Source organism: Arthrobacter sp. USHLN218, from assembly GCF_037144715.1.
Taxonomy (GTDB): Bacteria; Actinomycetota; Actinomycetes; order Actinomycetales; family Micrococcaceae; genus Crystallibacter.
In genome coordinates this window covers 685,354-708,161 of sequence record NZ_JBBCYT010000002.1, presented here as the reverse complement: position 1 = coordinate 708,161, position 22,808 = coordinate 685,354, and the positions used below count along the sequence as shown (strand labels likewise).

At 68.1% G+C, this 22,808-nt stretch carries 19 protein-coding genes; 6 read left to right on the top strand and 13 right to left on the bottom strand.

Annotated elements, in window-relative coordinates; translation table 11 throughout:
* Positions 1-20: 20 nt before the first annotated feature.
* Positions 21-4,022, top strand: a complete 4,002-nt coding sequence (gene hrpA, locus WFH44_RS06960; protein ID WP_336712767.1) for an ATP-dependent RNA helicase HrpA — start codon at positions 21-23, stop codon at positions 4,020-4,022.
* Between the two features lie 106 nt (positions 4,023-4,128).
* Here hrpA and WFH44_RS06955 read toward each other — a convergent pair whose 3' ends face one another.
* The 4 genes from WFH44_RS06955 to WFH44_RS06940 all read right to left on the bottom strand — a co-directional run bounded on the left by WFH44_RS06955 (position 4,129) and on the right by WFH44_RS06940 (position 7,340).
* A complete protein-coding gene (locus WFH44_RS06955) occupies positions 4,129-4,557 on the bottom strand; it encodes an HIT family protein (protein WP_336712765.1) in 429 nt (142 codons plus the stop codon).
* Complete coding sequence (locus tag WFH44_RS06950; RefSeq protein WP_336712762.1) at positions 4,554-5,684, bottom strand: NAD(P)-dependent alcohol dehydrogenase; 1,131 nt, start codon at positions 5,682-5,684, stop codon at positions 4,554-4,556. Before WFH44_RS06950 ends, WFH44_RS06955 begins: the two co-directional genes overlap by 4 nt.
* A 25-nt stretch (positions 5,685-5,709) precedes the next feature.
* Positions 5,710-6,606: a sulfurtransferase gene (locus WFH44_RS06945; RefSeq protein ID WP_336712760.1), complete on the bottom strand. Its 897-nt coding sequence runs from the start codon at positions 6,604-6,606 to the stop codon at positions 5,710-5,712.
* A gap of 77 nt (positions 6,607-6,683) precedes the next feature.
* Positions 6,684-7,340: an MBL fold metallo-hydrolase gene (locus WFH44_RS06940; protein ID WP_336712757.1), complete on the bottom strand. Its 657-nt coding sequence runs from the start codon at positions 7,338-7,340 to the stop codon at positions 6,684-6,686.
* A gap of 101 nt (positions 7,341-7,441) precedes the next feature.
* On the opposite strand from WFH44_RS06940, the gene WFH44_RS06935 reads away from it, so the two are divergent.
* Complete coding sequence (locus WFH44_RS06935; protein WP_336712755.1) at positions 7,442-7,879, top strand: Fur family transcriptional regulator; 438 nt, start codon at positions 7,442-7,444, stop codon at positions 7,877-7,879.
* Here WFH44_RS06935 and WFH44_RS06930 read toward each other — a convergent pair.
* From WFH44_RS06930 to WFH44_RS06905, 6 genes are all read right to left on the bottom strand, one after another.
* Complete coding sequence (locus WFH44_RS06930) at positions 7,866-8,756, bottom strand: metal ABC transporter permease (protein WP_336712754.1); 891 nt, start codon at positions 8,754-8,756, stop codon at positions 7,866-7,868. The genes WFH44_RS06935 and WFH44_RS06930 overlap by 14 nt on opposite strands.
* A 2-nt stretch (positions 8,757-8,758) precedes the next feature.
* The gene (locus tag WFH44_RS06925; RefSeq protein ID WP_442892880.1) at positions 8,759-9,655 is read right to left on the bottom strand and encodes a metal ABC transporter ATP-binding protein; all 897 of its coding nucleotides are present in this window, start codon (positions 9,653-9,655) and stop codon (positions 8,759-8,761) included.
* Positions 9,642-10,613 (bottom strand): metal ABC transporter solute-binding protein, Zn/Mn family, encoded by a 972-nt coding sequence (locus WFH44_RS06920; protein ID WP_336712753.1) that lies wholly within the window; start codon positions 10,611-10,613, stop codon positions 9,642-9,644. The genes WFH44_RS06925 and WFH44_RS06920 overlap by 14 nt, the downstream gene beginning before the upstream one ends.
* A 100-nt stretch (positions 10,614-10,713) precedes the next feature.
* A complete protein-coding gene (locus tag WFH44_RS06915) occupies positions 10,714-11,775 on the bottom strand; it encodes a hemolysin family protein (protein WP_336712752.1) in 1,062 nt (353 codons plus the stop codon).
* A complete protein-coding gene (locus WFH44_RS06910) occupies positions 11,772-13,145 on the bottom strand; it encodes a hemolysin family protein (protein WP_336712750.1) in 1,374 nt (457 codons plus the stop codon). Before WFH44_RS06910 ends, WFH44_RS06915 begins: the two co-directional genes overlap by 4 nt.
* A gap of 242 nt (positions 13,146-13,387) precedes the next feature.
* Positions 13,388-14,842 (bottom strand): GuaB1 family IMP dehydrogenase-related protein, encoded by a 1,455-nt coding sequence (locus WFH44_RS06905; RefSeq protein ID WP_336712748.1) that lies wholly within the window; start codon positions 14,840-14,842, stop codon positions 13,388-13,390.
* A gap of 307 nt (positions 14,843-15,149) precedes the next feature.
* Here WFH44_RS06905 and WFH44_RS06900 point away from each other — a divergent pair, with 307 nt between their 5' ends.
* Together WFH44_RS06900 and WFH44_RS06895 are read left to right on the top strand one after the other, a co-directional pair.
* Positions 15,150-18,956 (top strand): multifunctional oxoglutarate decarboxylase/oxoglutarate dehydrogenase thiamine pyrophosphate-binding subunit/dihydrolipoyllysine-residue succinyltransferase subunit, encoded by a 3,807-nt coding sequence (locus WFH44_RS06900; protein ID WP_336712746.1) that lies wholly within the window; start codon positions 15,150-15,152, stop codon positions 18,954-18,956.
* 82 nt (positions 18,957-19,038) lie between these two features.
* A complete protein-coding gene (locus WFH44_RS06895) occupies positions 19,039-19,638 on the top strand; it encodes a GDSL-type esterase/lipase family protein (protein WP_336712744.1) in 600 nt (199 codons plus the stop codon).
* Positions 19,639-19,682: 44 nt separating this feature from the next.
* On the opposite strand, the gene WFH44_RS06890 is transcribed toward WFH44_RS06895, so the two are convergent.
* Positions 19,683-20,630, bottom strand: coding sequence for a zinc-binding dehydrogenase (locus WFH44_RS06890; RefSeq protein WP_336712742.1), 948 nt, complete (start codon positions 20,628-20,630; stop codon positions 19,683-19,685).
* Between the two features lie 127 nt (positions 20,631-20,757).
* Here WFH44_RS06890 and WFH44_RS21435 point away from each other — a divergent pair, with 127 nt between their 5' ends.
* Positions 20,758-20,832, top strand: a complete 75-nt coding sequence (locus WFH44_RS21435) for a 50S ribosomal protein bL37 (protein WP_369299106.1) — start codon at positions 20,758-20,760, stop codon at positions 20,830-20,832.
* Between the two features lie 112 nt (positions 20,833-20,944).
* Here WFH44_RS21435 and rsrA read toward each other — a convergent pair whose 3' ends face one another.
* Complete coding sequence (rsrA, locus tag WFH44_RS06885; protein ID WP_336712740.1) at positions 20,945-21,220, bottom strand: mycothiol system anti-sigma-R factor; 276 nt, start codon at positions 21,218-21,220, stop codon at positions 20,945-20,947.
* Positions 21,217-21,897, bottom strand: coding sequence for a sigma-70 family RNA polymerase sigma factor (locus WFH44_RS06880; RefSeq protein ID WP_336712738.1), 681 nt, complete (start codon positions 21,895-21,897; stop codon positions 21,217-21,219). Before WFH44_RS06880 ends, rsrA begins: the two co-directional genes overlap by 4 nt.
* A 319-nt stretch (positions 21,898-22,216) precedes the next feature.
* Here WFH44_RS06880 and WFH44_RS06875 point away from each other — a divergent pair, with 319 nt between their 5' ends.
* Positions 22,217-22,804, top strand: a complete 588-nt coding sequence (locus WFH44_RS06875) for a DoxX family membrane protein (protein ID WP_336712736.1) — start codon at positions 22,217-22,219, stop codon at positions 22,802-22,804.
* The last annotated feature ends 4 nt before the right edge of the window (positions 22,805-22,808 follow it).

Sequence of the window (22,808 nt, the reverse complement as noted above, 5' to 3'; positions counted from 1 at the left end):
CACTAGACTGGTGGGCGATCATGGCACTGAATATCACCTACCCTGCCGCCCTGCCCGTTTCCGGACGGCGGGACGAAATCATGGCAGCCATAGCAGCCCACCAGGTCGTCGTCATCGCGGGCGAAACCGGATCGGGCAAGACCACGCAGATTCCGAAAATGTGCCTGGAGCTCGGGCTGGGCGACCGCGGCCTGATCGGGCACACGCAGCCGCGCCGGCTCGCCGCACGCACCGTAGCCGAGCGCATCGCCGAGGAGCTGGACGTGAAGCCCGGCGAGGAGGTCGGCTTCCAGGTCCGCTTCACCGGCGAAACCGGCCCGAAGACCAAGATCAAGCTGATGACGGACGGCATCCTGCTGGCGGAAATCCAGCACGACAAGCTGCTGAAGAAATACAGCACGATCATCATCGACGAGGCCCACGAGCGAAGCCTCAACATCGACTTCATCCTCGGCTACCTGCGGCGCGTCCTGCCCCAGCGGCCGGACCTGAAGGTCATCATCACGTCGGCCACCATCGATCCGGAGCGGTTCGCCAAGCACTTCGGCACGGACTCCGGTCCGGCCCCGATCATCGAGGTTTCCGGCCGCACCTACCCCGTCGAGATCCGCTACCGGCCGCTGAACCAGCCGGCCGAAGACATGGACCCGGACGACGACTCCGCCGAGCTTGAGGAGGATCGGGACCCGCTGGACGCCGTCTGCGACGCCGTGGACGAACTGGCCCAGGAGGCACCCGGGGACATCCTCATCTTTTTCTCCGGCGAACGCGAGATCCGCGACGCGGCGGACGCCCTCGCGGGCCGGATCCAGGCCAACCCGCGGCTCGCCGGAACCGAAGTCCTTCCCCTCTACGCCCGGCTCTCGCTGGCCGAGCAGCACCGGGTCTTCTCCCCCGGCGGTAGGCGCAGGATCGTGCTCGCCACGAACGTCGCCGAAACATCCCTCACGGTTCCGGGCATCAAGTACGTCGTGGATACCGGCACCGCCAGGATCTCGCGCTACTCGCACCGCACCAAGGTCCAGCGGCTCCCGATCGAACGCATTTCGCAGGCCTCCGCCAACCAGCGGTCCGGGCGCTGCGGCCGCGTCAGCGACGGTATCGCCATCCGCCTCTACTCCGAGGAGGACTTTGCCGCCCGGCGCGAATTCACCGACCCGGAAATCCTGCGGACCAACCTCGCCGCCGTGATCCTGCAGATGACGGCGATGGGAGTGGCGCGCAGTCCCAAGGACATCGAGGACTTCCCGTTCGTCGAGCCCCCGGAGACCAAGGCCATTAACGACGGCGTTTCCCTCCTGCGCGAGCTCGGCGCCCTGGCCGAGCCAGCGGGCCGGAAGGCGCCCGGAACGAAACCTGCCGCTGGAGGCAGAGGCGGCCTGACCGCCGTCGGACACCAGCTGGCGCAGCTGCCGGTGGACCCGAAGATCGGCAGGATGATCGTGGAGGCCGGCCGTCGCGGCTGCGTGCGCGAGGTCATGGTGCTGGCCGCTGCGCTGACCATCCAGGACCCCCGGGAACGCCCCACGGACAAGCAACAGCAGGCGGCCGAAAAGCACAAGCGGTTCGTCGACGAGAAGTCGGACTTCACCGGCATCCTCAACCTCTGGCGGTACCTGCAGGAGAAGCAGAAGGAGCTGTCCTCCAGCCAGTTCCGCAAGCTGTGCCGCAACGAATTCATCAACTACCTGCGCGTGCGCGAGTGGCAGGACCTCTTCGTCCAGCTCCGCCAGCTGGCCAAACCCCTCGGCATCACGCTCGCCTCCAACCCGGAGGTCGATCCGGTCGGCAACCACGACGCGATCCACCAGAGCCTGCTGGCCGGCCTCCTCAGCCACATCGGGCTCTACGACGAGCGCAGGCGCGAATATGCGGGCGCGCGCGGCACGAGGTTCGCGATCTTCCCTGGTTCGGCGCTGTTCAGGAAGTCACCCGAGTGGGTCATGGCCGCCGAGCTGGTCGAGACATCGCGGCTCTGGGCTCGCGTCGCCGCGCGGTTCGATCCGCTCTGGGCGGAGGAGATCGCCCCGCAGCTGGTCAAGCGCAGCTACTCCGAGCCGCACTGGTCCAAGCGCCAGGGCTCCGTGATGGCGTACGAGAAGGTCACGCTGTACGGGGTGCCGATCGTGCCGCAGCGCCGGATCCAGTACGGCCGGATTGATCCCGAGCTGAGCCGTGAGCTCTTCATCCGGCACGCGCTGGTGGAGGGCGACTGGCGCACCCACCACAAGTTCTTCCACCGCAACCGCGCCCTGCTTGCCGAGGTCGAGGAGCTCGAGACGCGCATGCGCCGGCGCGACCTGCGGGTGGACGACGAGACGCTTTTCGAGTTCTACGACCAGCGGATCGGCCAGGGGGTCGTCTCCGAACGGCACTTCGACAAATGGTGGAAGGCTGCCCGCCACGAAAACCCGGGCCTGCTGGACTTCGATCCCGAGGCCCTGCTCACCCAGGATGCCGACGAGCTCGACACCGCCGCTTTTCCCAAGCACTGGCACTACGGTTCCTTCGAGCTGCCGCTGAGCTACGAGTTCTCGCCGGTCGCGCCCGGCGCCGCGCCGAACCCGTCCGACGGCGTGACGGTGGAAGTGCCGGTCCTTTTCCTGAACCAGCTGGCCGAGGCGCCCTTCCGCTGGCAGATTCCGGGCCTCCGCGCGGACCTGCTGACTGCCCTGATCAAGTCCCTGCCGAAGCAGGTCCGGAAAAACTTCGTGCCGGCGCCCGACGTCGCCCGGGCGGCAGCGGCGGCGCTGGCCGAGGACTTCGATCCGCAGCGGGACGAGCTTGAGCCCTCCCTGGAACTGGTTCTGCGCCGGCTCAAGGGCCACGTTATTCCGCCGGGCTCCTGGAACCGGGAGGCCGTCCCGCCGCACCTGCGCATGACCTTCAGGGTGGTGGACTCCAAGGGGAAAGTCCTGGACGAGGGCAAGGACCTCGCCCGGCTGCAAGAGGAGCTTGCGCCGGCCACCCGCCGCGCCATCGCCGACTCCCTCGGCGCCACGCCCGGCACCGTGAAGCCTGCATCGAAATCCGGAAACCGCCCCTACGGCGTCCGCGCCACGGAACAGGCCGCCGGTGCGGGGACCAAGACGCGCCTGTCCGGGGCAACCGGAGATCGTGCCGAGGCCATGACGCTGGCCAACGGCGACGTGCTGGCCGAGCGCTCCGGGCTCAAGGGCTTCGCGCCGTCGGTGCTGCCGCAGCAGGTTTCGCGCCTGGTCGCCGGGCATACCGTCACCGGCTATCCCGCGTTCGTCGACGAGGGCGAGGCCGTCGGCCTGCGGATCTACCAGACGCGCGCCGAGCAGGAATCGGCGATGCGCTCGGGCATCATCCGGCTGCTGGCGCTGAAGGTCCCCTCCCCGCAGCGTTACGTGCTGGACCATTTGAACAACACCGAAAAGCTCACGTTCAGCCAGAACCCGCACGGCTCGGTGACCACGCTGATCGACGACTGCACCCTCGCCGCCATCGACAAGCTCGTCCCGCAGCAGCTGCCGTGGACACGCGAGGAATTCGACAGCCTTTACGAACTGGTCCGCGCCGAACTGATCGACACGGTGTTCACCGTGACCGCCGTCGTCGAAAAGGTCCTGGCCGCAACCCGGCGGATCCAGAAGGCGCTTAAGGCGGGCACCAGCCCGGCCCTGATAAGCGCCTTCAATGACATCAAGAGCCAGCTGGAGCAGTTGGTCTACCCCGGTTTCGTGGCCCGGACCGGGTATGCCCAGCTCAGCCAGCTGCCGCGGTACCTGGCCGCGATCGAGCGCCGGCTCGAGAAACTTCCGTCCGCCGTCGCCCGGGACGCAGCCCAGATGGCCACGGTCCAGAAGCTGGAAGACGATTACGACGACGCGGTGGCCGCCTTGCGCCCCGGGGCGCGGACGCCCGAGGGGCTGCGGAAGGTGCGCTGGATGATCGAGGAGCTGCGCGTGAGTTTCTTCGCCCAGGAACTGGGCACGGCGTTCACGGTGTCCGAGAAGCGGATCCGGACGGCCCTGAACGAGGCGCTCAGCCGCTGAGCGCCCCGGGCGGACAGCCTGCCACCTTGGCTTCCCGCCCGGCGGCCGGCGGGCTGGCATCTCAGGTGGCGGGCTGCCCCGCGAGGGAAGCGCAGCCGCGGGCCGGCTACCCGGCCGGGACGAATTCGCCGTAGCCGGCAGACCGGAGCCCGTCGCGCAGCTTTTGCGCGTTCGCTTCCAGCCGCTCGGGATCCGGGTTGTGCTCCGCCTTTTTGAAGTCGAACTCCGCCTCCGAGCTGGCCGGCCAGACGTGCAGGTGCAGGTGGTCGACCTCGAAGCCGGCGATGATCATGCCGGCGCGCGGTACTCCGAAGGTGTCGACCTGCACCTTGCCGATGGTCTGGGCGACGTCGGTCACCTTCCGCCACAGCTCCGCCGGCGCGTCGGTCCAGCGGTCCACCTCCTGCCGGGGCACTACCAGGGTATGGCCGTCGGCCAGCGGACCTATGCTGAGGAAGGCCACGACGTCGTCGTCCTTCCAGACAAACTTCCCGGGGATGTCGCCATTGATGATCTTGGTGAACAGCGTGCTCATGCATTCTCCTTCAGTGATGCGATGTCCAGGACGAAGCGGTACTTGACGTCTCCGGCGACCATCCGGTCGAAGGCCTGGTTCAGCTGCGGGGCCGCCACCAGCTCGACGTCGGCGGTGATCTCGTGTTCCGCGCAGAAGTCGAGCAGTTCCTGGGTTTCGGAAATTCCGCCGATGAGCGAGCTGGCGTAGGCGATGCGCCGGCGCATCAGCACGCCGACCGGGATCGGCGGCATGTCTTCGCCGGGCACGCCGAGCTGGATCAGGGCACCGTCGCGCCGAAGCGTGCGCAGGTAGGGCACCAGGTCGTGGCTGGCCGCAACGGTATCGATGACCAGGTCGACCGACTCGGCAGCCTCGGCCATGGCCGCCGCATCGCTGGACACGACGACGGCGTCGGCGCCGAGCAGCATCGCCGCCTCCGTCTTTTCCGGCGACGTCGTGAAAACGGTGACGCCGGCGCCCATGGCCTTCGCGAGCTTGACGGCCATGTGGCCCAGCCCGCCCAATCCGACGACGCCGACGCGGTCGCCGGGCTGCACACCGAAGTAGCGCATCGGCGAATAGGTCGTGATGCCCGCGCACAGCAGCGGCGCGGCGGCGGCCGGGTCAAGGTTGGCCGGCATCCGCAGGCAGAAGTTCTCGTCGACGACGATCGAGGTCGCATAGCCGCCCTGGGTAGTTTCCCCGGCGTGCCTGCGGTCCGCGGCACCGTAGGTGCCGACCGAGCCCTCTTCGCAGTACTGCTCGAGCCCCTCTTCGCAGCTGGCGCAGCTGCGGCAGGAATCCACCATGCAGCCGACCCCGACGAGGTCTCCCTGGCCGAAGAGCGTCACGTCCGCGCCGATGGCGGTGACCCGGCCGACGATTTCATGGCCGGGCACCAGCGGATAGCGCTGCGGGCGCCACTCGCCCCTGGTGGAATGGACGTCCGAGTGGCAGAGGCCGCAGTAGGCGATGCTGATCTGGACGTCGTGCGGTCCCGGTTCGCGGCGCCCGATCTCCAACGGCACGAGCCCGGAGTCCGCCGACGTGGCCCCGAAGGCCGCGACGGACGCGCCTCCGCGGGCGGCGGCCGGGTCGGAAAGGGGTTTGCCCAAGGGTGGCGGTGCGGGGCGGCCGAGAGTCATAGTGCGACGCTACCGGCTGGCATGCTCAGCCTGCCAGTTCCGAATCGGCGTGTGACCGCGCTTCGCCCGGCTCTCCGGCGGGCGCACCATGCGGCTCGCTGCCTGTGGCCGCCGGCCGGCCCAGCTGCGACCACTGGGACCAGGAGCCCGGGAACAGCGCGGCGGCGAACCCGGCCTCGGCCAGGGCCGCGATCTCGTGTGCGGCACTCACGCCGGAGCCGCAGTAGACGGCAACCGGCTTGCCCGTCTGCACGCCGAGGCTGCGGAACCTGGCCGCCAGGCGGTCCGCGGGCAGGAAGCGTCCGCCGGCATCCAGGTTGCCGGCGGTCGGCGCGCTGAGGGCGCCGGGGATGTGGCCGGCCCTGGGATCGATGGGTTCCTTCTCACCGCGGTAGCGTTCTCCGGCGCGGGCGTCCAGCAGCACGCCGTCCGCCGCGAACGCCGCCACATCGTCGAGGAGCAGCACCGGCATGTTTCCCGGTTGCAGCTGCACGTTGCCCAGGCAGGGCAACTCCTCGCCCCGCTCCAGCCCGAGGCCCTCCTGCCGCCAGGCCGCGAGGCCGCCGTCGAGCAGGAAGACCCGCTCGAATCCCCCGTCGCGCAGCAGCCACCACAGCCGCGCCGCAGACTGTCCCCCGGCATCGTCATAGACCACCACCGTGTCGTCCCGGTTGATGCCCCATTCGCGGGCCGATTCCTCGAAAGCCGCCGCCGCGGGCAACGGATGGCGGCCGAGACCGTGGCCGCCGGGTGCTGCCAGGCCGGTCTCAAGGTCTACGAAGACGGCGCCGGGAATGTGTCCTTCAAGGTAATGCTTGTGCCCGTCCTGGTCTTCCAGGGACCAGCGCACATCGAGTACCACCGTGCGTGCCCCGGAGGTCATCCGGTCCCGCAGCGTCGGCACGTCCATCAGAGTCTTCATGGGATCTCCTTCTGGCTCAGCCGCCGGCTCCCTCGCCGGCATTCGTACTGCAGCCCGGGTCGGGCGGCAGGGTCTGCTCACACCGTGACGCTTTGGCCCGGCTCCAGGTGTTCATAACGGGTGCCGTACTGTTCGCCGAACCGGACCAGGTGCTTTTCGACGATCCCCTGCCCGTTGGTGTTGAGCAGGCCGTCGTGGATGGGATAGGCACGGGCCGGCCGCACGGAGGTGAGGAAGTCGATGACCTCGGCGGTCTTGGACCAGGGGCCGTGGACCGGCACCAGCAGGACGGGCACCGCCTGGCGGTGCGGGACGATCAGGGCATCTCCCGGATGGTAGACCTCGTCGTTGATGAGGTAGCCGATGTTGTCCACCATCGGGATGTGGGGGTGGATGAGGGCATGCTGGCCGCCGTAGGTGCGGATGTCGAAGCCTGCCACGGAGAAACGGGTCTGCGGCGCCGCGGCGTGGATGCGACCGGCGGCCTCGGGGACGAGCTCCCGGAGTTCTTCGGCCACGCCCTCCGGCGCATAGACCTGGATAGTGTCGCTGGCGGAGAGGATGCCGGGGAGCCGCTCGCGGTCCACGTGGTCCTCGTGCTCGTGGGTGATCAGCACGGCCGCCGCATCCTTGAGCGCCACGTCGAGTTCGGAGAAGCCGCCCGGGTCGATGACCAGGGCGTGGCCGTCCTTTTCGAGCCTGACGCAAGCGTGGGTGTACTTGGTGAGCAGCATGCTCCAAGCCTACCCAGCTCAAGTCGGGCGGCAACCGGCTGATAGGCTGGACGGCAAGGTTCAGGCCTTCGAACGTGCCCCGCCAAGGAGACTTACCCGCCATGCCATCCCCTTCCGCCGACCCCACCTCGCGCCGCCGCGGTTCAGAGCAGCGGGTGACCAGGCAGCGGCTGGCTGTCGGCCAGGCGCTGGACAATCTGGACGATTTTGTCAGCACCCAGGAACTGCACCGCGTGCTGCAGGAGCGCGGCGAATCCGTCTCGCTCGCGACGACCTACCGCATTCTGCAGTCCATGGCCGACGACGGCCTCGTGGACGTGCTGCGCAAGGACGACAATGAGGCCGTCTACCGCCGCTGCGCCGCGGAGCACCATCACCACCACCTGCTCTGCCGGGAGTGCGGCAAGGCCGTGGAGATCGAGGCGCCGGCGGTGGAACGGTGGGCCGCACGGGTCGCCGAGGAACATGGCTACACCCAGGTGGCGCATACCGTGGAGATGTACGGCCTGTGCCCGGACTGCAGCGCTAGGACGCAGTAGCAACCTTCCGCGCGGCCGGCCCTCCGGTGCGCCCGTAGCCCGTTCGCCGGTTGCCGATGATCCGGCACACCACGTAAATCAGGAAGGAAATCGTGGTCACGTAGGGGCTGATCGGAATCCTGCCGCCCAGCGCCAGCAGGATACCGCCCAGCACGGAACCGGTGGCGAACAGCACGCTGAGCAGGGCCACCAGCCTCGGCGAGGCCGTCACCCGCATGGCCGCGGCGGCCGGGGTGATCACCAATGCGAGCACCAGCAGCGCACCGACGATCTGGATGGAAAGCGCCACGGCCAGCCCGAGCAGGACCATGAACACCACCGACAGCTTGCCCGCGGGAACTCCGCGGGCCACCGCCAGTTCCGGATCCGCGCTGGCGAAGGTCAGCGGCCTCCAGATGGCCAGCAGCGCCGCAATGACGACGGCGGAGCAAATGAGCATCAGGTTCACCTGGACCGTATCCACGGAAACGATCTGGCCGGTAAGCAGCCCGAACTTGTTCGCCGAGCGGCCCTCGTACAGGGACAGGAACAGGATGCCCAGTCCCAGCCCGAAAGGCATGATCACGCCGATGCTGGAATTGCGGTCGCGCGCGCGCTTGCCCATGAACCCTAGGATGACGGCGGCGATCACCGAGCCGGCCAGCGAACCGAAGATGACGTTGGCCCCCACCAGCAGCGCGAACGCGGCACCGGCGAAGGACAGCTCCGCGATGCCGTGGACCGCGAAGGCGAGATCGCGCAGCATCACGAAGGTGCCGATCAGTCCCCCGACCAGGCCGAGTGCGGCCCCGGCGATGAGCGAGTTCGTCACCAGCGGCAGCAGTTGCCCGTAGTCCTCGAAGTTGAAGATCGCCGGGAAGATGTCGTTCGGGTCCATGCCTAGTCCTCGTCGCCTTCGTGCTGCCCGTGCTCGTGCGTGGTCGCGTCCGGCAGGCCGACGACCACCAGACGGCCCTCGTTCCGGATGACCCGTACCCGCGTGCCGTACATGTCGGAGAGGACCTCGGTGGTCATGACCTCTTCCGGGGTGCCGACGCGGAACTGGCCGCCGGCCAGGTAGAGCACGCGGTCGACATAGTCGATGATCGGATTGATTTCGTGCGTGACGAACACAACCGCCGTGTCGCTGCGGCGTCGCTGCCCGTCGATCAGCGCGCTCACCGCCTGCTGGTGGTGCAGGTCCAGCGACAGCAGCGGCTCGTCGCAGAGGAGCACCCGCGGATCCGTCGCCAGCGCCTGCGCCGCCCGGAGCCGCTGCTGCTCACCGCCGGAGAGCATGCCCACCGGCACGTCCGCATAGGCCGACGCGCCGACCACCTCAAGCAGTTCGTCGACCCGCTGCCGGAAGGCGCGGCCCCTGAGCCGGACCCCCCAGCGGTGCCCGTCCAGCCCCAGGCCCACGAGGTCGCGCGCCCGCAGCGGGCTGCCCGCCCGGAACGCCTTCTGCTGCGGGATGTAGCCGATGTGGCGGCTGCCGGTCCTGACCCGTTGCCCGGCGATCAGGGCCGTCCCGGTGGTCAGCGGCTGCAGGCCGAGCAGTACACGGAGGAGGCTGGTCTTGCCCGAGCCGTTGGGCCCCAGGACGGCTAGGAACTCCCCCGGGGCCACACTGAGGTCGAGGTTTTCCCACAGGACGCGGTCACCGTATGAAAGGCCGGCGCCGCGCAGCTCTATGGCCGTAGCGCCGGCGGTTGCGGCCGGCGCCACACCGGCGGCTCTGCCTTCGAGTGCGGCGGCCGCTGACGTGCCGGCCTGCTCGGGCTCAGCCTCGGACATTGTCTTCGATGCTCTTGATATTGGCCGCCATCCAGGTCAGGTAGTCCTCGCCCTCCGGGAGGGTTTCGGTGAAGACGACGACGGGAATCCCGGCCTGCTCCGCCGCCTTCCGCAGCTGCTGCGTCTGGCTCGACTCGGTCTGCTCGTTGTAGGCCAGGAATTCCACCTCGCCGGGCTTGAGCAGGTCCATGGTCGCGCGCAGCGCGGTCGGCGGCGCGTCCGTACCCTCCTCGACGGCCTCGATGAAGTCCGCCGGCGTACGGTTCTTCAGGCCTGCCGCGTCCAACAGGTGCAGCGGGACGGGATCCGAGGCGGCCACGGCCGCGCCGGAGACCTCGGCGGCCACCTCGTCGAGCTGGCCCTGCAGCCCGTCGACGCGCTTCTGGAAGGCGTCGGCGTTGGCGTTGAATTCGGCGGCGTGCTCGGGGTCCAGCGCCGCGAGCCTCTCGGCGATCTTGTTGGCGACGGCGCCGGCAGTCGCCAGGTCGTACCAGACGTGTTCGTTGAACTCGCCGTGGTTGTGCCCCTCGTGCCCGGCGGCGTCAGGCTCATCGGCATGCTCTCCGTCCTCGGGTGCGCCTTCCACCTTGGACAGCCCCGACGCCGTGATGATGAAGTCGTGGTCCTTGCCCGTGTCGTCCGCCAGTTGGTGCATGAAGGCGTCATAACCGCCGCCGTTCTCCACCAGCAGGTCGGCCCCGGAGATTGCCAGCTTGTCCCGCGCCGTCGCCTCGTACGAGTGCGGATCCTGCGACATCCGGTCGATGATGGAGGTCACTTCGACCCGCTCCCCGCCGATCGTCTTGGCCAGGTCCCCGTACACGTTGGTGGAGGTGACGACCTCCACCACTCCCGCGCCGCCGCCGTCGTTAGCGCCCGGTTCCGCCGAAGCGCAGCCGGACAGGAGAAGTCCGGCCGCGGCGGCGGCAGCAATGGCGGCGAGTGACGGACGGCGCATGGAAGAAACCTCACTGGAGTATGCGAAAACGGGAAGGAAACCTGACCCAGTCTACCCCTAACGCGAACCGTTCGCATTACGCGCCCGCGTCCCGTGCGGGTCAGGCGCCGGCCCTGCGCGCGCCGTGGTTCTGCGTGGTGTCGCGGATCTCACCGACCAGCTCCTCCAGCACGTCCTCCAGGAACAGCACGCCGCGCGTCGTCCCGTCCGGCCCGATGACGCGGGCAAGGTGGGAACCCGTCCGCTGCATGACGGCCAGGGCGTCCTCGATCTCCTCGTCCACGGCGAGGTTGGCCAGCGTGCGCACCTTCGTCAGCGGAATGGTGGACTCGTAGCGTTCCTCGGGGATCGTCATGACGTCCTTGAGGTGCAGGTAGCCCGTGAGGTTCTCCTCGGAGTCCGCGACGGCGAAGCGGGAGAACCCGGTCCGCCCCACCACGCGCTCGAATTCCGCGGGGGTGGTGTCGACGCCGATGGTCACCAGGTCCTTCAGCGGAACCATGGTGCTTTCCGCCGTCTGGCCGGAGAACTCCAGCGAACTGGAGATCAGCCCCGCCTCGTCCTCCACCAGGCCATGCCGGGTGGACTCCTGCACGATGGACTGGACCTCCTCCAGCGTGAAGGTCGAGGACACCTCGTCCTTGGGCTCGATCCGCATGGCCCGCAGGATGTGGTTGGCGCTCCAGTTCAGCGTGGCGATCACCGGCTTGACGATCCGCGAGACGAAGACCAGCGGCGGAGCCAGCACCAGCGCGGCCTTGTCCGCCACCGATACCGAAATGTTCTTCGGCACCATCTCCCCGAAGGTCACGTGCAGGAACGTCACCAGCAGCAGTGCGATGACGAACGAGATCCCGTAGGAGACCTCGTGCGGGATGCCGAGCCAGGCCTCCAGAGGCAGCAGCAGCAGTTCCTTGATCGCAGGTTCGGCGACGTTCAGGATCAGCAGCGAACAGACCGTGATGCCCAGCTGCGCGCAGGCCAGCATCAGGGAAACGTTTTCCATCGCCCACAGCGTGGTCTTCGCGCGCTTGGAGCCGGCCTCGGCCAGCGGTTCGATCTGGCTGCGCCGCGCCGACATGACGGCGAACTCGGCGCCGACGAAGAAGGCGTTGCCGATCAGCAGCAGCACCAGCCACACAATGCCCATGCCCGTGCTCATCGCAGGCCCCCTTCGGCTACGGCGTTGCCCGGCACTGCCGGACGGTGCGGAGCGGTAGGCGCCGCCGGCGAACCGGCGGTCCCGGGCACGAAGCGGACGCGGTCGATCCGCCGCCCGTCCATCCGTTCGACCTCCAGCTCTCCGCCGGAGACCGGAACCCGGTCGCCGACGACGGCAATCCGGCCGAGCTCGCTCATGATGTAGCCGCCCACGGTCTCGTAGCCGGCCTCATCGGGAACGCTGAGCAGCGGAATCTGTTCCGTAACTTCGTCCGGACGCATCAGCCCCGGGAAATACCAGTCGCCCTGGGCGCTCTGCAGCACGCCGGGCTTGACCCGGTCATGTTCGTCCGAGACCTCGCCGACGATTTCCTCCACGAGGTCTTCAAGCGTGACGACGCCGGCAGTACCGCCGTATTCGTCCAGCACCACGGCGAACTGCAGGTGGGAGGCCCGCAGCTCGGAGAGCAGGGAGTCCAGGTGGACCGTCTCCGGAACGCGCAGGACCTCGGTCATGATCGTCGCGGCGTCCAGTTCCTGCCGCTTCTGCCGCGGCACCGCGATGGCCTTCTTGATATGGGCCACGCCGCGGACGTCATCCGGCGAGTCGCCCAGGATCGGGAACCGCGAGAAGCCGGTGCGCCGCGCGGCGGCCACCAGGTCCTCGACGGAGTCGTCCGCCTGGATGAACTCCACACGTATGCGGGGAGTCATCACGTCCGCCGCCGTCCGGCCGGAAAAGACAAGCGTCCGGGAGAGGAAGTTGGCGGTCCCGGCATCGAGCGTGCCCATTTCCGCGGAGCGGCGCACCAGCGATGCCAGCTCCGACGGCGTGCGCGCGCCGGACAGTTCCTCTTTCGCCTCCAGCCCGAAGAGGTGCAGGACCTTGTTGGAGAAGCCGTTGAGCAGCACGATCGCCGGCTTGAAGACGGCGGTGAAGACCAACTGCGGGCGCGCCACGGCCTTGCCGATGACCATGGGCAGCGCAATCGAGGCGTTCTTGGGGACCAGTTCGCCGATCAGCATGGAGAGCAGCGTGGCGACGGTCATCGCGATCACGGCGCCGAGCGGCCGGACCACCGCGTCCGGCAGCGAAAGGGCCGCCAGCGGCTCGCGCAGCAGGGAACTGATGGCCGGCTCGAGCAGGAAACCGGTCAGCAGCGTGGTCAGGGTGATGCCCAGCTGGCAGCTGGAAAGCTGGGTCGACAGGGACTTGAGGCACTTCATCAGCGGCACGGCGCCCTTTTCGCCGCGGTCGACGGCGCGCTGCACCGCCGGCTGGTCAAGCGCAACCAGGGCGAATTCGACGGCCACGAAGAAGCCGGTGCCGAGGATCAGCAGCAGCCCTGCAATGATTTGGATCCATTCCATCAGCGCACCGCCCTCAGGAGGGCGTGCCGACGGTTCCCGGGAAGGGCCCCCGGAGGCCGGTCATCAGAGCCCGGACTAGAGGGCTCCTGTCCGGCTGCGGAGGCAGCGGGGAGGCAATGGGAGGTACGGGAGCGGGGGCAGCCGGTGCTGGGCGGGACTGTCCGGTGCCAGGACTTGGCAACTGCAGAACCCACGGACCGGCATCTAGAATAGCTGTCCATCGTTTTTCTAGATTAGCAGGGCTACCAGCTCTGCTGAACCGGCCGTCCCTCCTCATACCCCGCCGCGGACTGCACGCCGACCACGGCCTTCTCGCGGAACTCCGGCAGCGTCACCGCTCCCGCATAGGTCATGGAGCTCCGCAGGCCGGAGGTAATGCCGTCCAGCAGGTCCTCGACGCCGGGCCGAAGCGGGTCCAGGTACATGCGCGACGTGGAGATGCCCTCCTCGAACAGGGCCTTGCGCGCCCGGTCGAACGCCTCTTCATGCCGGGTGCGGTTCTGCACCGCCCGCGCCGAGGCCATGCCGAAGCTTTCCTTGTAGAGCCGGCCCTCGTTGTCGGTGAGCAGGTCCCCGGGGCTCTCGTGGGTTCCGGCAAACCACGAACCGATCATGACCTGGCTGGCACCTGCCGCCAGTGCCAGAGCCACGTCGCGCGGATAGCGGACCCCGCCGTCGGCCCACACGTGCGCGCCCAGCTCCCGCGCGGCTTCCGAGCACTCCTGCACGGCTGAGAACTGCGGCCTTCCCACCGCGGTCATCATCCGCGTCGTGCACATGGCGCCCGGACCGACCCCGACCTTGACGATGTCCGCGCCCGCGTCCACGAGGTCGCGCACCCCTTGGGCGCTGACCACGTTTCCGGCGACCACCGGCACCTGCGGATCCAGGCTGCGCACCGCGCGGAGGGCGTCGAGCATCTTGGCCTGGTGGCCGTGGGCCGTGTCGACGACCAGGACGTCCACCCCGGCTTCCAGCAGTGCAGCGGCCTTCTTGGCAACGTCACCGTTAATTCCGACGGCGGCAGCCACCCTCAGCTTCCCGTGCCCGTCCAGTGCGGGCTGGTAGATCGTGGAGCGGAGCACTCCGGTGCGGGTCAGCGCACCGCGCAGCGCGCCGGCGTCGTCCACCACGGGCGCGAAGGCGGTTCCGGCGGTGTCGAACATCTCGAAAGCCTTCCGCAGCGCCGGCTGCAGGTCGCCCTCGAACATCGAGGCCTGCAGCGTCAGCGGATGCTCGCGCATCACGGACTCCAGGGAGGCGAACCGGTCGACGCCCTCGCAGTCCTCGGCGCGGACGACGCCCTGGCACATCCCCTGCTCGCCCACAATGGCGACGGCGCGGTGCGCGCGCTTGTTCATCAGGTGGATGGCGTCGATGACCGTGTTGCCCGGCTGCAGCTTCAGCGGGGTTTCGAAAAGGGTGTGGCGGGACTTCACCCACGAGGTGACCTCCGCCAGGACTTCGAGTGGCACGTCCTGCGGCAGGACCGCCAGTCCGCCGCGGCGGGCGATGGTCTCGGCCATGCGCCGGCCGGTCACCGCGGTCATGTTGGCGACCACGATCGGAATGGTGCTGCCGGTCCCGTCGCCGGAGGACAGATCGACGTCGAGCCTGGACACGACGTCGGATTGGGACGGAATGAGGAAAACGTCGGAATACGTCAGATCGGTCAGCGGCTGGTTGATGAACTGCATGCCCACTCCTGCGGTCGGGTCGTCCGGCTGATGCCACCGAAGAGTCTATGCCGAACGCGCTTCGATCCGCGATGCGGCCGCTTCCGGCAGGCCTGTGGGGCGGCGCCACGACCTCACCGGGACACCCTCATTGAAACTTCCCGCAAGATTGGCCTGCACATCGAATCTGTCATTAGACTGGCAGGAGGTCCAGACCAGGCGCGTCAGTACGTGCCCGCGCGCCCGGCGCTGAAGCTCCGCAAGGCTTTCCGGGGCGGCGTGTGCGGTCTGAGGGCAAGCGGCAATACACGGAAGAGGCGTATAACAAGTGCCAGAGCATCCCAAGCTTCGTCTACCCGAGGAATTCGGCGGTAACGAATGGCTCGTCGACGAAATCTACGAGCAGTACCTCCAGGACAAGAATTCCGTGGACAAGAAATGGTGGAGCATCTTCGAGAATGCCGGCGCGGCAACGCCGGAGAACGGCAATGCCCCGCAGCGCAAGCAGGCCAGGCCTAGCACGGCGACCGCGGAGCTTCCGGTAGTCAAGCCCGCCAACGGCACGCAGCCGTCCGCAGGAAAGGCGGCCCCGGAACGCGGCGCGGCCCGGCACATCCCCGCCGACTCGAAGCCGGCCCCCAACACTTCCAAGGACAAGGCCGAAGCGGCCGCCGCCCCGAAGCCGGCCGCCGCCCCGAAGACCGCCCCGATCCCCGCGCAGCTTCCGAAGTCCGCGCCCAGCGCCGTTTCCGAGGAAGACACGGTTTCCGTGCTGCGCGGACCGGCCAAGGCCATCGCCACCAACATGGACCAGAGCCTCTCCGTCCCGACGGCGACCACGGTCCGCGCCGTTCCGGCCAAGCTGCTGATCGATAACCGCCTGGTCATCAACTCCAACCTCGCCCGCGCCCGCGGCGGCAAGGTGTCCTTCACCCACCTGATCGGTTACGCCGTGGTCAAGGCGCTGGGGCAGTTCCCCAGCCAGAACGTCCACTACGACGAGGTCGACGGCAAGCCCGTCGCCGTGCAGCCCGCCCACGTGAACTTCGGCATCGCGATCGACATGCCCAAGCCGGACGGCTCCCGCCTGCTGGTCGTGCCGAACATCAAGAAGGCGGAAACGCTCAACTTCTCCGAGTTCTGGCACACGTACGAGGATCTGGTGAAGCGCGCCCGCAACGGCAAGCTGACCGCTGACGACTACGCCGGCACCACCGCGTCGCTGACCAACCCGGGCGGCATCGGCACCGTGCACTCCGTGCCGCGCCTCTCCAAGGGCCAGGCCACCATCGTGGGCGTCGGCGCCCTCGAGTACCCCGCCGAGTTCCGCGGCGCCAGCGAGAAGACGATCGCGGCCCAGGGCGTCGGCAAGATCATCACGCTGACTTCGACTTACGACCACCGCGTCATCCAGGGCGCAGGCTCGGGCGAGTTCCTGCGCCTGGTCGAGTCCCTGCTGCTCGGTGACCAGGACTTCTACGACGAGATCTTCGAGGCCCTGCGCATCCCCTACGAGCCCGTGCGCTGGCATCCCGACAACCAGGTGGATGTCGAGCTGCAGGTCAACAAGATCGCCCGGATCCAGCAGCTAATCCACGCCTACCGCGTGCGCGGCCACCTCATGGCGGACACCAACCCGCTGGAGTACGTCCAGCGCAAGCACCCGGACCTGGACATCAACACCTACGGCCTGACGCTGTGGGACCTGGACCGCGAATGGGTCACCGGAGGCTTCGGCGGCAAGAGCCGGCTGAAGCTGCGCGACATCCTCGGCGTCCTGCGCGATGCCTACTGCCGCACCACCGGTATCGAGTACATGCACATCCAGGATCCGGCGGAACGCGAATGGTTCCAGAACGAACTGGAACGGCCCTACGCCAAGCCGAGCCGTGAAGAGCAGCTGCGCGTGCTGGGCAAGCTCAACGCCGCGGAAGCCTTCGAGACCTTCCTGCAGACCAAGTTCGTGGGCCAGAAGCGCTTCTCGCTCGAGGGCGGCGAGTCGCTCATCCCGCTGCTGGACGCCGTCATCTCCGACGCCGCCGACGACGGGCTGGACGAGGTAGCCATCGGCATGGCCCACCGCGGCCGCCTGAACGTCCTGACCAACATCGCGGGCAAGACCTACGCCCAGGTCTTCCGCGAGTTCGAGGGAACCCAGGATCCGCGCAGCGTCCAGGGCTCCGGCGACGTGAAGTACCACCTCGGCACCGAAGGCACGTTCACCTCGGACAACGGCAACGAGACCAAGGTCTACCTGGCCGCCAACCCGTCCCACCTGGAGGCAGTGGATCCCGTCCTCGAGGGCGTCGTCCGGGCCAAGCAGGACCGGCTGGACCGCGGCGACGGCGCGTTCCCCGTGCTGCCCATCATGGTGCACGGGGACGCGGCCTTCGCAGGCCAGGGTGTTGTGGCCGAGACGCTGAACCTCTCGCAGCTCCGCGGCTACCGCACCGGCGGTACCGTCCACGTGATCGTCAACAACCAGGTCGGCTTCACCACGTCGCCGCACTCCTCGCGGTCCTCCGTGTACTCCACGGACGTGGCCAAGATGATCCAGGCGCCGGTCTTCCACGTCAACGGGGATGATCCGGAGGCCGTGGTCCGCGTCGCGCAGCTGGCTTACCGCTTCCGCGAGCGGTTCCACAAGGACGTCATCATCGACCTGGTCTGCTACCGCCGCCGCGGCCACAACGAGGGCGACGACCCCTCGATGACGCAGCCGATGATGTACAACCTGATCGAGGCCAAGCGGTCCACGCGCAAGCTTTACACCGAAGCACTGGTGGGACGCGGTGACATCACGCAGGAGGAGGCCGACCAGGCCCTGCGCGACTACCAGGAACGGCTGGAGCGGGTCTTCGCGGAGACGCACGCCGCCCAGACCTCGCCGATTCCGGTGGTCACCAAGGACTCCTCGCCCGTCTCGGACCTGGAGCGCCCGCTGTCGCAGCAGGCCGAGGACACCACCAACGTCCCGGCCAACACCGCCGTCAGCGGCGAGGTCATGGCCCGCATCGGCAAGGCGCATCTTGAGGTTCCGGAGGACTTCACGATCCACCCGAAGCTGAAGGCTCTGCTGGAGAAGCGCGAGCAGATGTCCCGCGAGGGCGGCATCGACTGGGGCTTCGGCGAAATCGCCGCCTTCGGCTCGCTGCTCATGGAAGGCGTCCCGGTCCGCCTGGCCGGCCAGGACTCGCGCCGCGGCACCTTCGTGCAGCGCCACGCCGTCCTCCACGACCGCGCCACCGGCGCCGAGTGGACTCCGCTGACCCGGCTGAGCCCGGACCAGGCCAAGCTCTGGATCTACGACTCGCTGCTGTCCGAATACGCGGCCATGGGCTTCGAATACGGCTACTCCGTCGAGCGGCCGGACGCCCTGGTCCTCTGGGAAGCCCAGTTCGGCGACTTCGTCAATGGCGCCCAGACCGTCATCGACGAGTTCATCTCCTCCGCGGAGCAGAAGTGGGGCCAGCGTTCCTCGCTGGTGCTGATGCTGCCGCACGGCTACGAGGGACAGGGCCCCGACCACTCCTCGGCACGCATCGAACGCTTCCTGCTGATGTGCGCCGAAGACAACATGGTCGTCGCCAACCCGACCACGCCGGCGTCGCACTTCCACCTGCTGCGCCGCCAGGCATACGCCCGTCCGCGCAAGCCGCTGATCATCTTCACGCCCAAGCAGCTGCTGCGCCTGAAGGCGGCGGCGTCGAAGGTCGAGGACTTCACCGAGGGTTCGTTCCGCAAGGTCATCCCTGAGGTCCAGGACCTGAACCCGGCCGAGGTCGACCGCATCGTGCTGGTCTCCGGACGCCTGTACTACGATCTGCTCGCGGCGCGGCAGAAGAGCTCCGACACCAGGACCGCCCTGGTCCGGGTCGAGCAGCTCTACCCGATGCCGGTCGAGGAGATCAAGGCGGAGCTTGAGAGGTACCCGAACGCGGAAATCGTCTGGGCACAGGATGAGCCGGCCAACCAGGGACCGTGGCCGTTCATGGGGCTGCACCTGCCGCAGCAGCTGGACCGCAGCATGCGGCTGGTCTCGCGTCCGGCCTCGGCCGCCACGTCGACCGGCTCGGCCAAGCGCCACGCTGTTGAGCAGGACGTCCTCGTCAAGAAGGTCTTCGAGCGCAAATAAGTAAGATGTGGGGTGGGGTGCCCAGGCACCCCACCCTCTTGCTTTTAAGCAGCCGCCGGCCGAACCAACCAGAAAGCATCCCGTGGAGCAACGCAGAATCAGGATCGCCGCTGTCGGCGACGAACTTCTAGCCGGTATGGGCGACCAGCGCGCGCTGGGATGGCTCGGGCGCACCCTGGCTCGGACCAATCCCACCCCCGCGACGCTGGAGACCTTCACGCTGGCCTCGCCCAACGAAGGCACCGAGGAGCTCGCCGGCCGGTGGCTGCAGGAGGCGGGCCGGCGTTTCGACGACGGCTACGAGAACCGGCTGGTCATCGGTCTTTCCGACCGCGACCTCGACCTGGACCTGACCACCGCGCGGAGCCGGTTGAACCTGGCGAACATCCTCGACGGTGCCGCGCAGCTGAGCATCAAGGTGTTCGTGGTCGGCCCGCCGCCCGGGCTGGACGCGGCCCGCAACCAGCGGCTGGCCGAGCTGTCCGCCGCCTTCGCGGACGTCACCACCCGCCGCAAGCACGTCTACGTGGACACCTTCACGCCGCTGCTCAACCACGAACAGTGGCGGACGGACCTCGCAGCAAACGGCGGCCTTCCCGGGCAGGCCGGCTACGGCCTGATGGCGTGGCTGGTGCTGCACCGCGGCTGGTACCACTGGCTGGAGCTGCCGGAGCCGTCCTAGGGCCCCCGCGGGCCCCGGCTGCCGGCCCCAGCAGCCGGGGCCGGTCAGTGCGTGAAGACGATCTTGCCGGCCACTTCGCCCGCGGCCATCTTCGCGAAACCGTCCCGCGCCTGCTCCAGGGGCAGCACGCTGTCCAGCTGCGGGCGGATACCCGTCGCGACGAGGAACTCCTCCCGCGTGCCCATCGTCGATCCGAGGACCCGCAGCTGGAGGAAGAACAACCGGTTCAGGTCCGCGGGCGGATTCGGCCCGCTGGTCGCACCGCAGGTGACGACGGCGCCGCCCGGACGGAGCGACTTCAGGGAATGCGCCCAGGTGGCCTGCCCGACCGAATCGAAGACCGTGTCCACCCGCTCCGGTAGCCGGGCCCCGGGCTCGAAGACGGCGGCCGCGCCCTGCCTGCGGGCATGCTCCCGCTTTTCCTCCGTGCGTCCGGTCGCCCACACTCGGTAGCCGGCCGCCGCAGCCATTGCGATCAGCGCGGACGCTACTCCCCCGCCCGATCCCTGGACCAGGACCGTGGATCCGGGGGCTGCAGGGTTGACCGTGAAGAGCATCCGGTACGCCGTTAACCACGACGTCGGGAGGCAGGCCGCCGCGGTGAAGTCCAGTTCGGGCGGCTTCGGCAGCAGATTGCGGGCCGGGACCAGCACTTCATCGGCCATGGTGCCGGGGTGTACCTCGGACAGCAGGGAGCGCCGGGGATCCATGGTCTCGTCTCCGAGCCAATCCGCACTCGGGATGACGGCATGGACGATGACTTCATTGCCGTCGTCGTCGATTCCCGCAGCATCGCAGCCGAGGATCATCGGAAGCCGATCCGCCGGCAGGCCGATCCCGCGCAGCGAGAACAGGTCGTGGTGGTTCAGCGCGGATGCCTTGACCCGGACGCGGCGCCAGCCCTGGGGCGCCTGCGGCCGCGGGAGCTCGCCGACCACCAAACCGGAGAGCGGATCCTCCGCGGACTGGGACCTGGCGTACACCGCGCGCATGAATTCTCCTTCGGAAGCTGGCATCGGCACCGTCCTAGGTGCCACGGCCCCCGTCACCGGTTAGGCGTGGTGCCCGAGTTATGGGAGACTGTTAGGCGGTTCTTTTCGTCCAGGTAAGGAGGCAGCCATGAGCAAGCGTGCACGTAAGCGTCGTGACCGTAAGCGCGGCGGCGCAAACCACGGCAAGCGTCCCAACACCTAAAGCGGAGCTCCGCTAGGAGCACCGCCGGTGGCAGGCGCCCCGGTACGCGAAGAACCCCCAAGCTCTTGTGGCTTGGGGGTTCTTCGCGTACCGGCCCGGTTCTCCGGCGGCGTCAGGCGTCCGCCTGCACCGAGCCCGACGCCTTGATGTGGCCGATACGGTCGATGATGCGTTCCTTGAGCGTCTGCGGCGCGTGCTCCTGGCACGAACGCCGGACCACGGAGCGGATCAGGCACTCCAGGTCGTGTTCCTGGGAGCACTCCGTGCAGGTCTCCAGATGCGCCTTGATCTCAGAGAGGTCGTCCCGGGACAGGGCCCCGTCGACATACTCGTAGATCCGCTGCATGCGGTCGTCTTCGCAGTCGCCCAAGCCGTGGCAGTCGCTCATTTCCTGTTCTCCTGTTGTGTACCCGCCGGTGACGCCGCCCGGGCCGCGCCGAGGCCGCGGCCCTGTGCATAGTCCGCGAGCAGTTCGCGGAGCATCTTCCGCCCGCGATGCAGACGGGACATCACCGTTCCGATGGGGGTATTCATGATTTCCGATATTTCCTTGTAGGCGAAGCCTTCTACGTCCGAGAAGTAGACGGCCAGCCTGAATTCCTCCGGAATTGCCTGGAGGGCGTTCTTCACATCCGAGTCCGGCAGGTGGTCCAGCGCCTCAGCCTCGGCGGACCGCAGTCCCGACGACGTGTGCGAGGCGGCCTGGTACATCTGCCAATCCTCAACCTGGTCCGTATTGGACTGCTGCGGTTCCCGCTGCCGCTTCCGGTACAGGTTGATGTAGGTGTTGGTCAGGATCCGGTACAGCCAGGCCTTGAGATTAGTGCCCGGCTTGTACTGGTGGAACGCCGCAAACGCCTTGGTGTAGGCCTCCTGCACCAGGTCCTCGGCATCGCTGGGGTTCCGTGCCATCCGCATCGCCGCCGAATACAGCTGGTCGACATACTGCAGCGCGTCCCGCTCAAAGCGCTCTGCGCGTTCAGCCTCCGTCTCGGGCTGTACCGGTTCTCCCGCGGTCCCGCCGCCGTTCCCGGAGATCGACTCTTGGGCATTGTCAGTAGTCATCGCCCCCAAGTCTACGCGCAGGGGCTTCCGGGCAGCATCGGCTTCGGGGCTGCGCTGCTCCCGCTGCTGGTCGAGCGCCAGGGGCATGGCAATCCCTTCTGTTGGTTCAGAGCATTTATCCGTTGGCACAGTATGGCCAGCGCACTGAACACAACGGCGGCGGGCCGCCGAATATTCCGCAGGTGCGGCCTGGGACGCCACATGGGCGCCTAAAGTGTGTCCTGCACGCAAAAGTGCCAGACTAGAGCCAGCGCCACCGGCAGGTTGACGCCTGCGGTGCTTGCCCTTACGGACCCTCAGCGAGAGCCAGGAGGCTTTTATGACCATCGTCCGCGTTGTTGCCCGTCCCTTGCTGGCCACCAGCTATGTTGCTGCCGGCGTCGAACGGCTGCGGAACACCTCGTCCACGGCCCAGGCCCTGCAGCCGTGCCTGGACAGGGCCGCTTCCTCCTTTCCGTCGGCAGCGCCGCTCGCAGGAAACGCCAGGCTGCTCGCCCAGGCTGTCGGGGTCACCCAGATCGGAGCCGGCCTCCTGCTGGGCTGGGGAAAGTTCTCGCGTCTCGCGGCACTGCTGCTGGCCGGAGCCACGGCGGTCAACGCCTACGTCGAATACAAGTCCACGGCGGTGGACACGGCCGAGGGCAAACGCAACCGGCGCGGCCAGTTGCTGAAGAACGGTTCCCTGATGGGCGCGGCCCTGCTGGCAGCGGTCGACACGAACGGACGTCCGGGTCTTGCCTGGCGTGCCGAGCACCTGGCCGCCGATGCCCGCAAGAGCGTGCGCTCCATGAGCAAGGACACGCGCAAGAGCGCTGCTGCTTTGGGCAAGGATTCGCGCCGCAAGCTGGAAAAGGCCGAGCGCGCCGTTCGCGCAACCGTGGCAGATGTGGCGGGTCAGCGCGCTTAATGAC